15 protein-coding genes, 3 tRNA genes and 1 pseudogene are annotated in these 13,513 nt (G+C 50.9%); 13 read left to right on the top strand and 6 right to left on the bottom strand.

Translation table 11 applies throughout. The annotated features are described in order from the left end of the window. Positions 1-240 (bottom strand): hypothetical protein (locus E1189_RS25315; protein WP_230460235.1); only part of this gene is annotated, 240 nt, incomplete at its 3' end. Between the two features lie 235 nt (positions 241-475). On the opposite strand from E1189_RS25315, the gene E1189_RS06825 reads away from it, so the two are divergent. The 7 genes and pseudogenes from E1189_RS06825 (at position 476) to E1189_RS06795 (ending at position 6,763) form a co-directional block, all read left to right on the top strand. After that, positions 476-1,354: an NAD(P)-dependent oxidoreductase gene (locus tag E1189_RS06825; protein WP_155159285.1), complete on the top strand. Its 879-nt coding sequence runs from the start codon at positions 476-478 to the stop codon at positions 1,352-1,354. A gap of 194 nt (positions 1,355-1,548) precedes the next feature. Continuing rightward, positions 1,549-4,170 carry an alanine--tRNA ligase gene (gene alaS, locus E1189_RS06820; protein WP_155159284.1) on the top strand — a complete coding sequence of 874 codons (2,622 nt, stop codon included), beginning with the start codon at positions 1,549-1,551 and terminating at the stop codon, positions 4,168-4,170. Positions 4,171-4,299: 129 nt separating this feature from the next. Further along, a complete protein-coding gene (locus E1189_RS06815) occupies positions 4,300-5,538 on the top strand; it encodes an aspartate kinase (RefSeq protein ID WP_155159283.1) in 1,239 nt (412 codons plus the stop codon). Positions 5,539-5,919: 381 nt separating this feature from the next. Then, positions 5,920-6,084, top strand: a pseudogene (csrA, locus tag E1189_RS06810) (carbon storage regulator CsrA); the annotation flags it as partial. A gap of 241 nt (positions 6,085-6,325) precedes the next feature. Next, positions 6,326-6,416 (top strand) — tRNA-Ser (locus E1189_RS06805). 58 nt (positions 6,417-6,474) lie between these two features. Beyond that, positions 6,475-6,551, top strand: a tRNA-Arg gene (locus E1189_RS06800). Positions 6,552-6,672: 121 nt separating this feature from the next. Beyond that, a tRNA-Ser gene (locus E1189_RS06795) sits at positions 6,673-6,763 on the top strand. 539 nt (positions 6,764-7,302) lie between these two features. On the opposite strand, the gene E1189_RS06790 is transcribed toward E1189_RS06795, so the two are convergent. Genes E1189_RS06790 through E1189_RS06775 form a run of 4 tightly spaced genes read right to left on the bottom strand, consistent with a single transcriptional unit; the run spans position 7,303 to position 9,728 of the window. Further along, complete coding sequence (locus E1189_RS06790) at positions 7,303-7,725, bottom strand: hypothetical protein (RefSeq protein WP_155159282.1); 423 nt, start codon at positions 7,723-7,725, stop codon at positions 7,303-7,305. Continuing rightward, entirely contained in the window at positions 7,722-9,062 is a 1,341-nt protein-coding gene (locus E1189_RS06785) for a recombinase family protein (protein ID WP_196221278.1), read from the bottom strand. The genes E1189_RS06790 and E1189_RS06785 overlap by 4 nt, the downstream gene beginning before the upstream one ends. After that, the gene (locus E1189_RS06780; protein WP_155159280.1) at positions 9,059-9,538 is read right to left on the bottom strand and encodes a DUF2924 domain-containing protein; all 480 of its coding nucleotides are present in this window, start codon (positions 9,536-9,538) and stop codon (positions 9,059-9,061) included. The genes E1189_RS06785 and E1189_RS06780 overlap by 4 nt, the downstream gene beginning before the upstream one ends. Continuing rightward, a complete protein-coding gene (locus tag E1189_RS06775; protein WP_155159279.1) occupies positions 9,525-9,728 on the bottom strand; it encodes a hypothetical protein in 204 nt (67 codons plus the stop codon). Before E1189_RS06775 ends, E1189_RS06780 begins: the two co-directional genes overlap by 14 nt. A 181-nt stretch (positions 9,729-9,909) precedes the next feature. Between E1189_RS06775 and E1189_RS06770 the strand changes: the two genes are divergently transcribed. The 6 genes from E1189_RS06770 (at position 9,910) to E1189_RS06750 (ending at position 12,938) form a co-directional block, all read left to right on the top strand. After that, on the top strand, positions 9,910-10,542 hold the full coding sequence (locus tag E1189_RS06770) for a hypothetical protein (RefSeq protein ID WP_155159278.1): 633 nt from the start codon (positions 9,910-9,912) through the stop codon (positions 10,540-10,542). A 67-nt stretch (positions 10,543-10,609) separates the two neighbouring features. Continuing rightward, positions 10,610-10,924 carry a hypothetical protein gene (locus tag E1189_RS06765; protein ID WP_230460233.1) on the top strand — a complete coding sequence of 105 codons (315 nt, stop codon included), beginning with the start codon at positions 10,610-10,612 and terminating at the stop codon, positions 10,922-10,924. Between the two features lie 46 nt (positions 10,925-10,970). After that, on the top strand, positions 10,971-11,213 hold the full coding sequence (locus E1189_RS06760) for a hypothetical protein (RefSeq protein ID WP_155159276.1): 243 nt from the start codon (positions 10,971-10,973) through the stop codon (positions 11,211-11,213). Positions 11,214-11,323: 110 nt separating this feature from the next. Beyond that, positions 11,324-12,310: a serine/threonine-protein kinase gene (locus E1189_RS06755; protein ID WP_155159275.1), complete on the top strand. Its 987-nt coding sequence runs from the start codon at positions 11,324-11,326 to the stop codon at positions 12,308-12,310. A 132-nt stretch (positions 12,311-12,442) separates the two neighbouring features. After that, positions 12,443-12,565, top strand: a complete 123-nt coding sequence (locus E1189_RS25740) for a hypothetical protein (RefSeq protein ID WP_268921599.1) — start codon at positions 12,443-12,445, stop codon at positions 12,563-12,565. A gap of 31 nt (positions 12,566-12,596) precedes the next feature. Next, on the top strand, positions 12,597-12,938 hold the full coding sequence (locus E1189_RS06750) for a hypothetical protein (RefSeq protein WP_155159274.1): 342 nt from the start codon (positions 12,597-12,599) through the stop codon (positions 12,936-12,938). Between the two features lie 8 nt (positions 12,939-12,946). Here the strand turns inward: E1189_RS06750 and E1189_RS06745 are convergent. Then, on the bottom strand, positions 12,947-13,513 hold a 567-nt coding region (locus E1189_RS06745), incomplete at its 5' end, for an ankyrin repeat domain-containing protein (RefSeq protein WP_230460232.1).

The following is a 13,513-nucleotide window of genomic DNA, read 5'->3' as shown; positions in this document are numbered from 1 at the left end:
GACTTCATAGGTCTGATACAGGCTTTTCAGGACCGCGGCAGTGTACTGGTTATGAGCAATAAGTGCTGCCGGGGGCGCAGGAGAGATGGAATAACTGGCGAGGGGAGTTGTGTCCATAGCCACCGGCGATTCGCCCCCCGTCGTTTCTGGGTGCTCAAGACGTGTCACCGGAGCAGAGACGGCTTCGGGGGAGGGGGCGATAAGAGGCTGTGGAACAGTTGAAAACGAGCGGATGTCCATTATCAGTACCCCTTCAGGTTTATTCCAAATAGCTGGTTACCCATGAGGACATCATGAATAACCAGTCATTCAGACCTGTTTGGGGTATCAAAGTTTCAGGAATGAACACGGGTGTACAGGGGTGCTGACAAGAACCATGGCAGATAGGTTTAAAGATGCTATGGCGAGGCTGAAGGTTCATCGGGCACAATAGTTCTCTGTTATCTCTCCTCACTTGATAAGAAGGGCGTTTGTTATGGCAGTACGTGTTGCATTCCTCGGTTTGGGGGTTATGGGTTACCCGATGGCGGGACATCTGCAAAAGGCAGGGTATGACGTAACGGTTTACAACCGCACTACGGCCAAAGCCCGGACGTGGGTGGAGGAGTATGCTGGCTCCTTCAAGGAGACTCCGGCCCAGGCCGCCGAAGGTGCTGATCTGGTGATGTGCTGTGTGGGTAACGATGACGACCTTCGTCAGGTGTGTCTGGGTGATAATGGCGCCTTTGCCGGTATGGCGAAAGGCACGGTGTTTGTAGATCATACCACTGTGTCTGCCGAAGTGACCCGTGAGCTGTACGCTGTGGCGGCTGAAAGCGGCATCGGTTTTCTGGATGCACCGATTTCCGGCGGTCAGGCGGGTGCCGAGAACGGTGTTCTGACGGTTATGGTGGGTGGCGATCAGGCTGCCTATGATAAGGCCGAACCGGTGATGGATGTGTATGCCCGTCAGGTAAAACGGCTGGGTGAAAGTGGTTCTGGCCAGCTTACCAAAATGGTGAATCAGATTTGTATTGCCGGTCTGGTGCAGGGGCTTTCTGAAGGTATTCACTTTGCCAAGCGTGCTGGTTTGAATGTAGACGACGTGATTAGCGTGATCTCCAAAGGTGCAGCACAATCCTGGCAGATGGAGAACCGTTACAAGACCATGGACGAAGGCGAATATGACCATGGTTTTGCTGTGGACTGGATGCGCAAGGACTTGGGTATTTGTCTGGATGAAGCCCGTAAGAACGGCGCAAGCCTGCCGGTTACGGCAGCAGTGGATCAGTTCTATGGGGAAGTGCAAAAGGCCGGTGGCCGCCGCTGGGATACCTCCTCGTTGCTGGCTCGTCTGGAGCTGAGCGAAAAATAATACGGAAGGCTCCTTCCCAGCTCTGGGGGAGGAGCCAGCACAGAAAATAATAATAATGCTGCAATATCACCGTTATAGCCCTTACAGACCCACGGCATAGTTATATAATGCGACCATCAATAGGCTCCAATGCGGCTTGACCGCAGAAAAATTGGGGTGAAATACACGAGTTTGATGGTGATATGACGTCTTCCATGAAGAGTTCTGAATTACGTTCTGCTTTTCTCAAGTACTTTGAAGAACAGGGCCACGCTGTTGTAGACAGCAGCTCACTGGTTCCCCATGATGACCCCACCCTGCTGTTTACCAACGCAGGTATGAACCAGTTTAAGGATACTTTCCTTGGCCGTGAGAAGCGTGACTACACGCGAGCGACCACTCCCCAGCGCTGCGTGCGTGCCGGTGGTAAGCATAACGATCTGGAAAATGTGGGTTACACTGCCCGCCACCACACTTTCTTTGAAATGCTGGGTAACTTCAGCTTTGGCGACTATTTCAAGCAAGACGCCATCAAGTTTGCCTGGGGCTTTCTGACCGGCACTCTGAACATTCCCGCTGAGAAACTGTGCGTGACTGTTTATGAAACCGATGACGAAGCCTACAACATCTGGCTGAACGCCGTTGGCGTACCTGCCGACAGCATTATCCGTATTGGTGATAAGGGCGACGCGTATCAGTCCGACAATTTCTGGATGATGGGTGACACCGGCCCTTGCGGCCCCTGCACAGAAATTTTCTACGACCACGGCGAACACATCTGGGGCGGCCGCCCCGGCACTCCGGAAGAAGATGGCGACCGTTTCATCGAAATCTGGAACATCGTGTTCATGCAATATAACCGTTATGCTGATGGTCGCATGGAACCACTGCCCAAGCCTTCCGTGGATACCGGTATGGGGCTGGAGCGTATTGCGGCTGTGGTTCAGGGTGTGCACAACAACTATGACATCGACCTGTTCCAGCACATTCTCACCGAAGCGGGCAAACTGTTGGGCGGTGTTGAAAACAGTAACAGCTCTCTGCGTGTTATCGCTGACCATATCCGTTCCGGCGCTTTCCTGATTGCCGATGGCGTACAGCCTTCCAACGATGGCCGTGGTTACACCCTGCGCCGCATTATTCGCCGCGCCTGCCGCCATGGTCACAAGCTGGGGGCAACGGAATCTTTCTTCTACAAACTGGTACCCGCTCTGGTGGAAGCCATGGGGGATGCGGCCAGCGTTGTGGCTGAGAACCAGCAACGGGTGATGGATCTGCTGAAAAAAGAAGAAGAGCAGTTCACCCGTACACTGGACAAGGGTATGAAGATTCTGGAAGACGACATGGCCTCTCTGGAAGGCAAGGTGATTCCTGGTAAAACCGTCTTCACTCTCTATGATACTTACGGCTTCCCCGTTGACCTGACCAACGATATCGCCCGTGAGCGAGGCCTGACTATCGACGAAAACGGCTACGAAGCGTGCATGGAAGAGCAGCGTCAGCGTGCCCGTGCCGCCAGCAATTTCGGTGTGGACTACAACGCTTCCATTAATGTGGAAGGGGAAACCGAGTTCTCCGGTTACTTTGGCAATGTGAACGACACTGACACAGTGAAGGCGCTGTTTGTGGAAGGTGAAGCGGTTGATGCCATCACTACAGGCACCAAAGCCATTGTTGTGCTGAACAAGACGCCTTTCTACGCGGAGTCTGGCGGTCAGTGTGGTGATACCGGTGTTCTGAAAACAGAGGCGGGTGAGTTCCGTGTTCTGGATACCAGAAAGGAAAGCGGCAACCATCTGCACACTGGTGAAGTGATGTCCGGTTCCCTGAAGGTGGGCGAAACGGTATCTGCGGCTGTTGATGGGGATAAACGTATCGACACGGCCCGTAACCACTCTGCTACTCACCTGGCCCACGAAGCTCTGCGCCGTGTTCTGGGTGAACACGTTCAGCAGAAAGGCTCTCTGGTGGACAGCGAGAAACTGCGTTTTGACTTCTCCCACGGCGAAGCCATGACCGATGAGCAGATCAAGGCTGTTGAGCAGATTGTGAACCAGCAGGTACGTGCCAACACGGCCGTTGACACCAAGGTGACCGATATGGACACCGCCGCTGAAATGGGCGCAACCATGCTGTTTGGCGAGAAGTATGGTGACTCTGTGCGGGTGTTGAGCATGGGTTCTGACCGTTTCTCTGTGGAACTGTGTGGTGGTACCCATGTGGAGCGTACGGGCGATATCGGCCAGTTCGTGATTGTGAGTGAAGGTGGTATTGCTGCTGGCGTACGCCGTGTGGAAGCTCTCACTGGCCAAGCCGCCCAGGACTGGCTGGTGCAGAACGACAACCGTCTTCAGCAGGTGGCCGGGCTGGTGAAAGGCAATCGTGAATCTGCGGTTGAGAAGGTGAAGGCTCTGGCGGCCCGCAATCGCGAGCTGGAAAAAGAGCTCCAGCAGCTGAAGCAGAAACTGGCCAGCGCTGCTGGTGCGGATATGGCGTCTGATGCTATTGATGTAAACGGCGTGAAGCTGCTGGCCACTCAGCTGGACGGTGTGGAAGCCAAGTCTCTGCGTGATCTGATTGATCAGCTGAAGCAGAAACTGGGCAGCGGTGTGATCATGCTGGCGGCTGTGAACGACGGCAAGATGTCTCTGGCGGCAGGTGTCACCAAAGATCTCACCGGTAAGGTAAAAGCGGGTGACCTGTTGAAGATGGTTGCTGAGCAAGTAGGTGGTCGTGGTGGCGGTCGTCCTGACTTCGCTCAAGGTGGAGGCAGCGATATGGCTGCGTTGCCTGCGGCTCTGGCTTCTGTTAAAGCCTGGTTGGGCGACAAGCTGTAAAAAGTTGCAAGTACCGTCAGCTCCCTTTCCTTTCTCATTTTATCGGGAAGAGGGAGCTGATTATACACTGTCTCTTTGTGTACCAATTTGGTACATTTCGCTCCGACTATTAATAAAAGCAAGAACACAATGGCGCTGATAGTACAGAAGTTTGGTGGAACATCCGTTGGAACTGTAGAGCGTATACAAGCTGTTGCAGAGAAGATTCAGACGTTTCGCAAACAGGGGCATGACATAGTTGTTGTGGTCTCAGCAATGTCTGGAGAAACCAATCGACTGGTTTCCATGGCCAGCGAGATGCAGAAACACCCCAAAGCCGAAGAGTTGGACGTGCTGCTTTCTACCGGAGAGCAGGTGACCATTGCTCTGCTGTCTATGGCCTTGGAAAATCTTGGCTGCCCGGCCCGGTCCTACACCGGCTGGCAGATTGCTATCAGAACAGACAGTTATCATAACAAAGCCCGCATTCAGGAGATCGACACCGGTTCCGTAAGAGCTGATCTCGATGCCGGACGGGTGGTTGTAGTTGCCGGTTTCCAGGGAGTGAGTGAGTCCGGCAGGATCACCACTCTGGGGCGTGGAGGCTCCGATACCACCGCCGTGGCACTGGCTGCCGCGCTGGATGCACAGGAGTGCCAGATTTACACCGACGTGGATGGTGTCTATACCACTGACCCCCGTGTTGTTGAAGGTGCCCGCCGACTGGATAAAATTACTTTTGAAGAAATGCTGGAAATGGCCAGCCTTGGCTCAAAAGTGTTGCAGATTCGTTCAGTTGAATTTGCCGGTAAGTACAACGTCACTCTGAGGGTGTTACACAGTTTTCAGGATGGCCCGGGCACTCTTATCACACTCGAGGAGCAGAGCGAGATGGAACAGCCAGTTGTTTCCGGCATAGCGTTTAACCGAGATGAAGCCAAGCTGACCATCAAAGGGGTGCCGGACATTCCCGGGGTGGCTTCACGGATTCTTGGCCCTGTTGGGCGTGCCAATATCGAGGTGGACATGATTGTCCAGAACGTTGCGGCCGACCAGACCACCGATTTCACCTTCACAGTTCATAGAAATGATTATCAGCGTGCACTGGAAGTGGTGGCCCAGACCTGTAAAGACCTGGGAGCTCGAGAATACGATGGCGACAACAAAATTGCCAAGGTATCTATCGTAGGTGTTGGGATGCGCTCCCATGCTGGCGTAGCTACACAGATGTTTGAGGCGTTGGCCGCTGAAGGGATCAATATTCAGATCATTTCCACTTCTGAGATCAAGGTTTCAGTGGTAATACAGGAAAAATACCTTGAACTAGCGGTGCGAGCCTTGCATTCTACGTTTGAGTTGAACCAAGGTACTAGCGTAGAGCAGGAGTAACCACCCTGACGGTGGTTGGTTTTTAAAAGAGGGAGGCTCTGAAAGTAGCCCTAACCTGCTTGTACAGCAGGGCTTACATAAGGAGTCTGCTAGCAATGTGCCGTCTGGTTAGCACGACGTTCTTTGGTGATGACTTTTCCTCAGTCTTAACACAAAGGTGAGAGGAAATGGCAGTCATAAAGGGAACGGTTTTGGATTTGTGCTGCCAGAACTAAAAGATAATGCGGGAACGGATTGCCAATCTCCAGACCTGTATTATGTTTATGATTCGTAACAATAAACCGGCAGGCAGTATTCACGGTTTACCCCTCCTCACAGGGCTCGGAAGTACTGTCATCGATTACGGTCATTGTTTATAGGATAGAGAACAAGGAGACAGTAATGCTCATTCTGACACGCCGAGTTGGTGAGACCCTGATGGTTGGTGACGATGTCACCGTGACCGTTCTGGGTGTGAAAGGTAACCAGGTTCGTATCGGCGTCAATGCGCCAAAGGAAGTTGCAGTTCATCGGGAAGAAATCTACCAACGTATCCAGAAGGAACGTGAGGGTGGATCCGGTGGTCACTCCGGTTCTGGACACCATCAGGAATGGGTTCCGGAAACCGAAGAGGAAGGTGGAGACCAGTATTGATACTGGTCCCATCTAACTGTTTGTTTCTTTAACGAATAACTTTTCAAAGCACTCTTCATTCATTCTGAAAGCGTTCTTTAAAATAGCCACGGTAAAGCCCTAAAAAGGACTTTGCATTCAGTCCGAATCTGTTATTATAGCGGCCGTCTCAAACGGTGAGGTGGCCGAGTGGCCGAAGGCGCTCCCCTGCTAAGGGAGTATACCCTAATCCGGTATCGAGGGTTCGAATCCCTCCCTCACCGCCATATTGACAGGCGGTGTCGTTTAAATGTAAATTCAATCGCGCTGTTCAAGCAGCACTACGCGTCCTTAGCTCAGCTGGATAGAGTACCTGGCTACGAACCAGGCGGTCGGAGGTTCGAATCCTCCAGGACGCGCCATATTCTCTTGTTAAGAGCAAAACCCGTCAGATTGGCGGGTTTTTCATTCCTGAAGCCTAAGTGTCTGAAGTAACCAACTCAATTGACACAGAAAAGCAGAACGGTATGATATTTTCAAAACGGTGAGGTGGCCGAGTGGCCGAAGGCGCTCCCCTGCTAAGGGAGTATACCCTAATCCGGTATCGAGGGTTCGAATCCCTCCCTCACCGCCATACAGACGAATCCCGCACCTGCTATAGGTCGCGGGATTTTTGCATTTATAAGCGCACAAAATCCCCTGTTTTCCCGCACCATTCCCGTTTTTAAACGGGTACCCCGTTGTTCCTTATATCTCCTCTGTTTTACCCCTGTTTAGCCCTTTTTCTGGCCTGCCCTCTGTTTTTCAGGTTTTAGAGGGCATTTCGAGGTACCTGAATTTTCTTATTGAAATCAACTGTCTATGAGTAGCGCAAAAACACTGTCGTTTAGGGTTCGTGAAATTCTATGGTTGCCGAGAGTAGGCAAACAGGGGAGCCTAACTGTATCCAGAGAAGAAGGTACCTGTTTGCAAATGAGTATTCATTAATATGATGAATGTCGGAGAACGTGATGGAAAAGAGTTACGCAGCTGTGTTGGAGAAGGGATAGAGGCTGATAATTTTCTTCAGGAGTATTTAAACAGCCCGTATTGAAAGCACTTCTTTAATTATCGTGCATCTCTTCAGGGGCTTTCTCAGATGTCTCAGATTGTGGAAGTGGATCAATCTTTTGTTTACTGATTAATCCACCGCTCTTGCTCATGCCACGACAGTGGAAAACCATCCATAAAATCAGCCAGTGTCCTTCCGCCTATATTTTGGCCGGTCAGAATGGCCTCCTGTAATTGTGGCGACAGGAGCGTAAGCCGCATGATGCGTGACACGTAGCTGGTGATCTGCTTTCTGCGTCTGGCCAGATCGCTCACGCCTGCGTACTTACCCTCTGTCATTTGTTCCATCCAGATATGTGCCTGGGCCAGCGCTTTCACGAGGGCGGTATCAAATTGCAACGGTTCAGGGTTTATCACCTGACCATCACTGGTCTGGATATGGGTGCGTCCCGCCCGACGAACCAGTTTGATAGGAATAAATATACCCGGAGAGTTCTCTTCCTGGTTGTACGTCAACTGCCTTTCTCCGGTGATTTCAAAGCTCATACGGGTTCTCCTGACATTTCGTGCATGATTTCTGGTAAATGATCGCCGTGGAAGTGAATATGAACACCTTCCCCTGAGACGTTAATCCGTTTGATGAGTAACTGAGCCAGCCGCTGTTGTTCATTGGGGAAAAGTTCTACCCAGATCTGATCCAGCGTTCCGAAAGCATTGACGACCTGGTCATATTTCAGTGATGGGGCCAGCTCTTGTCCGGTCTTAAAAACTTTCAAGAGCAGTGATGGCGATTTCAGCAGTTGCCCCACCTCTTGTATCACGAGTTGCTCCAGAGGCTCGGCGGGAAGAGGAGGAATGATCTTTTCCCGGTAACCTTGTTTAAGAGCCGTGTTACTGGTGTAGTAACGGTATCGTTTTCCCCGGCGTCGGGCGCTGGTGGGCACCAGTGCGATACCGTCCGGCCCGAAAAGTAACCCCCGCAAAAAAGCCGGACTGTTTCGCCGACAGGAATCTGTGCGGCGACTGAAGCGGTTACTGGCGAATATCTTTTCAACAGTCTCCCAAAGGTTCCGATTGATAATGGCTTTGTGCTGTCCGGGATACCATTGCCCCTTGTGATGTATCAGCCCGAGATAGATTTTGTTGGTCAGCATTTTGCGCAGGGTGCTTTTGGTGTAGGACATCCCACCCATCGTGCTGCCATCCTTGTGACGATAAAGCTTCGTACGAAAACCCATATCGTTCACGCGGTAGCAGGTTTCGGTCAATGAGCGGGTCTCAACAAAGGTTTCGAAAATGATGTTCACAACCTGAGTCTCTCCGGGATTGACCACCAGTTTCCGGTCTTCCACATCATAGCCGTAGGGCACGCGCCCTCCCATCCACATGCCCTTCATCTTTGACTGGGCGAACTTGTCCCGAATCCGTTCGCTGGTGACCTCTCGCTCAAACTGTGCGAATGTCATCAGCATATTCATATTGAGACGGCCCATACTATCGGCTGTCTGAAACGGCTGGGTTACGGAGACAAACGACACATCATGTTTTTCAAGTACACCGAGCAATGCGGCAAAATCGATGGTGGAACGACTGAAGCGGTCGAGCTTATAAAAGACGATGATATCAATCTCATCCCGCCTCACTGCGTCCATCAGTTTATTAAGCCCGGGCCTTTCAATATTGCCCCCTGAAAAGCCACCATCCTCAAAACGCTCGTCCACCAGCACCCATCCCTGATGTTTTTGCGATGCGATATAGGCGGCACACGCCTCCCACTGGGCATTGAGGGAGTTGAACTCCTGTTCCAGCCCTTCTTCAGAGGATTTGCGGGTATAGATCGCGCATCGCTGGGTGGGTTCCCTGTTTCTTGTGTAACTGTTCACTGCTCTTTCCACTTCTTCTTTCTCTTGCGCAAACCGAAAAATGCCGGTCCACTCCATTGGCTACCCGTGATGGCCTTTGCAATCTTTGTCAGGCTTTTATAGATCTCACCCCGGTACTCATAGCCTTCCGGCGTGACAATCACCTCATGGATTTCGTCCTTGAACAGACGTGTGAGACGGGTGCCGTGGGGAAGCTCAAAGGAGCGGGGCGTTGAAACTTTTTTGCGTTTAATGACGGACATCTTTGCCCTGTTTAGCTGTTTTTTGGCGGTTTCGCTGAGTCCGCCCAGAGCTTGCTCCTGAACCTTCCAGGCCAGTTGCTGGCGCAGCAAAGCGATATGCAATGTGGGGGCTTCCTTACCCAGCAGGTCTTGCCAGGTCTGCAGTAACTCCTCTCGTTCCATTCTCATAATGCTGGCGACCTGGGCCGCAAGTGTCTGCTCACTTTTACTCTTGTCCACTTCACTCTTTTTCACGGGTTGTCTCCTCTGGTTGGGAAGGAGACATACACGCTCTGGTAACCGAAGAAGTCCAGCCAGTGACGGTGTCTGGCTGGTTATTCTCTGTTGTACGGCGCTGGTGGCGTATGACACCAAGGGAGAACAGGTAAAGCAGTTCTTCCCGTGGCGAGCTGGTGGGTAATGATGGGAGTGAATGGTCGTCCATGATCGTGCAATCCGAGTAATTTTTTTCCTTACCCATAAAGCTTGAATCGGAGATGTGTTCTGTACAACAACCAAGCTGGGCGTAGTTGCCACCTGTTGGCACCGGCTTGACTTGATTGCCAGGAATCCGCACCTTGAGAAGTCTCTATACCATGGACGTATAAAAATAAAAGAGAGGGAATATGGATGCTCTTGAAGAGTTGATTCGCTTATCGAGTGATAGCAAGGGATTGAGGAAATACCTTGAAAGTCACCATGTCACCATGGACAAAGAGACGGACTGGGATGACTTTCTTAAAAATCTAGATCGGGTGCTGGATGCCGTAGAGCAGCTTCCAGATCCTCAGCTTAAAGCCATAAAAGATGAAGCCGTCCGTATAGCTAACATGGCACAGCCAGGGCCACAAGTTGCCTTGTTAGAGTTTTTTCAGAAACACAAAACCTTTCTTTCCCTCAAAAGTCAGCTCGATAGAAGCCGCTGGGTTTTTACGTATGAACCTGAACGTTTTTCGGCTGCTGAAGCTTACTTTGATTTCTCCCAGTCTCGGGGAAAGGTTTCCCGCTGTCAGCTTTATGAAGGTGTGCCTGGCCCCAAATTGCTATGGTATCTGGGGGACGTTCACATCCCCAAGGCTGGTTACGTGCCTTTCTGGTTTTGTCGTTCATTTCAGGGGTACGAAAGGCAGATAGAAAACATTTGCCGGGAAAAGCAGCGGGGAATATTGGGATTTATGTTGGCAGAGAACAGGAGTGAAATATCCCTGCCAGGCATTAAGTCTATCTCCCCCTCTTTCGGACTGCCTGCTCACCCGTGAAATGATGGCCAGTGTGGAGTGGGAGTCCCTGACCTATTTGTATCTGGGGGACGCTGCATCCGATGTCGTGAGTGATGAACTGTTGTATGCCTTGAGCGAAGCTGGTGACTTTCTCATTGAAAAGGCGACCCGTAGAAAAATTCCTCTTCGAAGAGGGGCGAAAAAATTCTTTGCCTATGTCGTGGCTGAACTTCGTAAGACGCCTGACCTTGGTGCTGATTTTAGTGCAGCGAGAAAATATGCGGAATACGGTGAGGATACGGATGGGCTGGGAAAGATGTGGACCAAAAACAGTGACAGTAGAAAAATCATAAAGCTCGTACAGAACCGTTTGTTCTTTGTTCCCTACGACTCACCGGAATGCTCTGCCAACACGAAATAACTCCCCGCCATTGTGCCAGTCCCGATAAGTCTCTGAGTGATCCATTGTGCTGGGGGATGGTGAAAACAGCTGGTTGACACGGGCTGAAGTAGAGGTCCTGTTTGCCCTGAGCGAGCAGGCCGGAAAGAAGATGGCGCTGACCCTGCCCGGTGGCCGCAGCTTCACCGGGATCTTTGACAGAGCCGATGGCCCGCCTATCGAAGCACAACAGCTTTTCCCACTCTCTGCCCCCACGGATGGGGCTATTTACACAGTGGTCATGCGCCTGCTTACGGTTGCAAATAGTTGATCGCTTTAGGGCTTACACATTCGTCTAAAGCCCTACAAAGGTCTCATACAGGGCTTTGACTATCATGGCTACAGTGTTGGTCATGACAATAAATCGACGGAGGACGTAGAATGCAAGGTTTAACTCCCCCTCGTACTGAATCGCTATCTCCACCGTTGTCCTTGAGTCAGCCATCATCGGGAGATAGTGTAATCAGCTCTGGATCAGATGGCTCAGTTTCCGTGGTATTGGGCCAGGGAGGCTGTGGCCGTGTTTCTATTGTTTTCAATAAAGACCAGCGTCAACTAATGGTAGAGAAAGAACCCCATGACAACCATTTGCGGCCTCGGTGTCTGCAAATTTTGCAGCATGAAGTTCAGGTTCTAAAAGAGCTACATCACCCCAATATTATTTCTGTTATTCATGCGTCCTCTGAGTGCGGTCGATGGTGTGACTCGATGACTCTTGAGTATGGTGGGGTTGATATTGCATCGACGACCACCCCTTCAACAGCACATATTGTTGATCTGCATACCACAGAGGATAAGAAGCAAGTGCTGATTCAAATCGCGGAGGCCCTTAAATATCTACACAGGAACAATAAAGTTCATCGGGATATTAAGCCTCAGAACATCCTCATTGATGGACAAAAGCAGGTCAGAGTCTGTGACTTTGGCGAAGTCATTCACTTTGGTCCGGATAGTTATGATATGAGCCCGGCAGGTACACCAGAGTACTGTTCACCGGATCTTTACACTCAGGCCGGGTGGAGCCCCTCATCGGATATGTGGTCGTTTGGGTGCGTTATGTACAGGGCACTTACTGGGAAGGATCTGTTTCCTGAGTTAGCCAACAAAACACAGTTTCCTATGACCTTATTCCTTGAAGATGGAGAGGGTATTGAAGCCGTTGATTTCGACAATGAAGACGAATTACTTGGCTGGATTGATTTTACAGCGCAAAGCCGTATAAGTGAGAACATTGCAGATCCTCAGGCAAAAACATTGCTACTGAATCTTCTTAGCATTGATCCTGGCCGCCGACCTCCAGCCGGTTATGTTTGTGCGCATCCCTGGTTTAAAACTCACCAGTCACGGCTTGCAGATATTCTTCCCTGATTATGAAAACCGCTTCGGCGGTTTTTTCTTGTTTCAAGAACCATTATCCGAAATCGCACGTGGCGGTTTTCATCAAGCCTGTCAGCCCTTCCTATAAGTCATTTCCGCACCACATCGAAAAAGGATTTTTCCATGGCAATCAACAAGGAAGATTTCAAGTTATTTGAGTCCCAGCGTCTGACAGACGAAGGGGACGGCGGAGGCCGGGCGACTGGCAATGAAGTGGTCGGCGGACAGGTGAACAACCTGTTTTGATACCTTAACGCTCCCAGATAACTTCATCTGGGTGAATGAGTTTGACTGGTCACCGGTGGCACAGGAACAGGAGCGCAGCCTGACCGGTGCCTTAGTCGTTTCTGAAAGCCTGAAATCTTACGGCAGATCTATTGTACTGGGCGACGGGGAAAATGGCTGGCTCACCCGTGCTGAGGTGGATGCCTTGTTTGCCCTGAGCGAACAGGTCGGAAAGAAGATGGCGCTGACCCTGCCCGGTGGCCGCAGCTTCACCGTGATATTCGACAGGGCTGATGGGCCACCCATTGAGGCCCAGCAACTTTTTCCACTCACTACACCCACAGATCGGGATATCTACACAGTGGTCATGCGTCTTCTGACCGTGGCACTTTGACCGTTGGCCTATTGTTTTGAGACGGGCTGTGATCTGAGTCGGGAGTGCTCACCTAATAAAGGAGTTCTTTCTGTTTCTGCTTTAGAGTGATGGGTTGTTACTGGTTTGTAAGAACTGGATTTGCTGGCTGCTTTCTTGAGTGCCTTAATGATTACCGTATAGCTGTCATACTTGGCAGGATTTATTACTCTGAACCAAGGCTTGCAGGATCTTGCTGCATTCAGTGGGCTTTTGGTGAAAAGCCAATAAAACCTATATTTCTTAAATGGGTTAGCATTGGAGTCGAGCAACATTTGAACCACCTTGTCATGGCCGTTTTGAGCGGCCACATATAATGGCGTGATCCCTCCCCATGTTTGATTAATTTCTGCATCTGCAGCTATTAAACTCTGAACCACTTCAATACGGCCTGCCGCTGCCGCAACAAACAGGCCATGAACAGGTTCACAATACGCTTTACAGGAAAACGGTTCGTTAACATCAAACCCCTCTAGATCCAGAAAAAACTGCACAGCTTCCGTATTACCTTCACGGCACGCAGCCATAAAATCGTGTTCACCTCGTTCATTCTTCAG

Origin of the sequence: Parendozoicomonas verongulae, from assembly GCF_009711465.1 — a bacterium.
Classification (GTDB): Bacteria; Pseudomonadota; Gammaproteobacteria; order Pseudomonadales; family Endozoicomonadaceae; genus Sansalvadorimonas; species Sansalvadorimonas verongulae.
The sequence above is the reverse complement of the archived record's forward strand: the minus strand, read 5'-3'. Positions and strand labels throughout refer to the sequence as shown.

Bases quoted from the DNA above. Each gene is read 5' to 3' on its own strand.
- E1189_RS06825 (WP_155159285.1), top strand. From the start codon at position 476: ATGGCAGTACGTGTTGCATTCCTCGGTTTGGGGGTTATGGGTTACCCG.
- alaS (WP_155159284.1), top strand. From the start codon at position 1,549: ATGAAGAGTTCTGAATTACGTTCTGCTTTTCTCAAGTACTTTGAAGAA.
- E1189_RS06815 (WP_155159283.1), top strand. From the start codon at position 4,300: ATGGCGCTGATAGTACAGAAGTTTGGTGGAACATCCGTTGGAACTGTA.
- E1189_RS06790 (WP_155159282.1), bottom strand. From the start codon at position 7,725: ATGAGCTTTGAAATCACCGGAGAAAGGCAGTTGACGTACAACCAGGAA.
- E1189_RS06775 (WP_155159279.1), bottom strand. From the start codon at position 9,728: ATGGACGACCATTCACTCCCATCATTACCCACCAGCTCGCCACGGGAA.
- E1189_RS06770 (WP_155159278.1), top strand. From the start codon at position 9,910: ATGGATGCTCTTGAAGAGTTGATTCGCTTATCGAGTGATAGCAAGGGA.
- E1189_RS06755 (WP_155159275.1), top strand. From the start codon at position 11,324: ATGCAAGGTTTAACTCCCCCTCGTACTGAATCGCTATCTCCACCGTTG.
- E1189_RS25740 (WP_268921599.1), top strand. From the start codon at position 12,443: ATGGCAATCAACAAGGAAGATTTCAAGTTATTTGAGTCCCAGCGTCTG.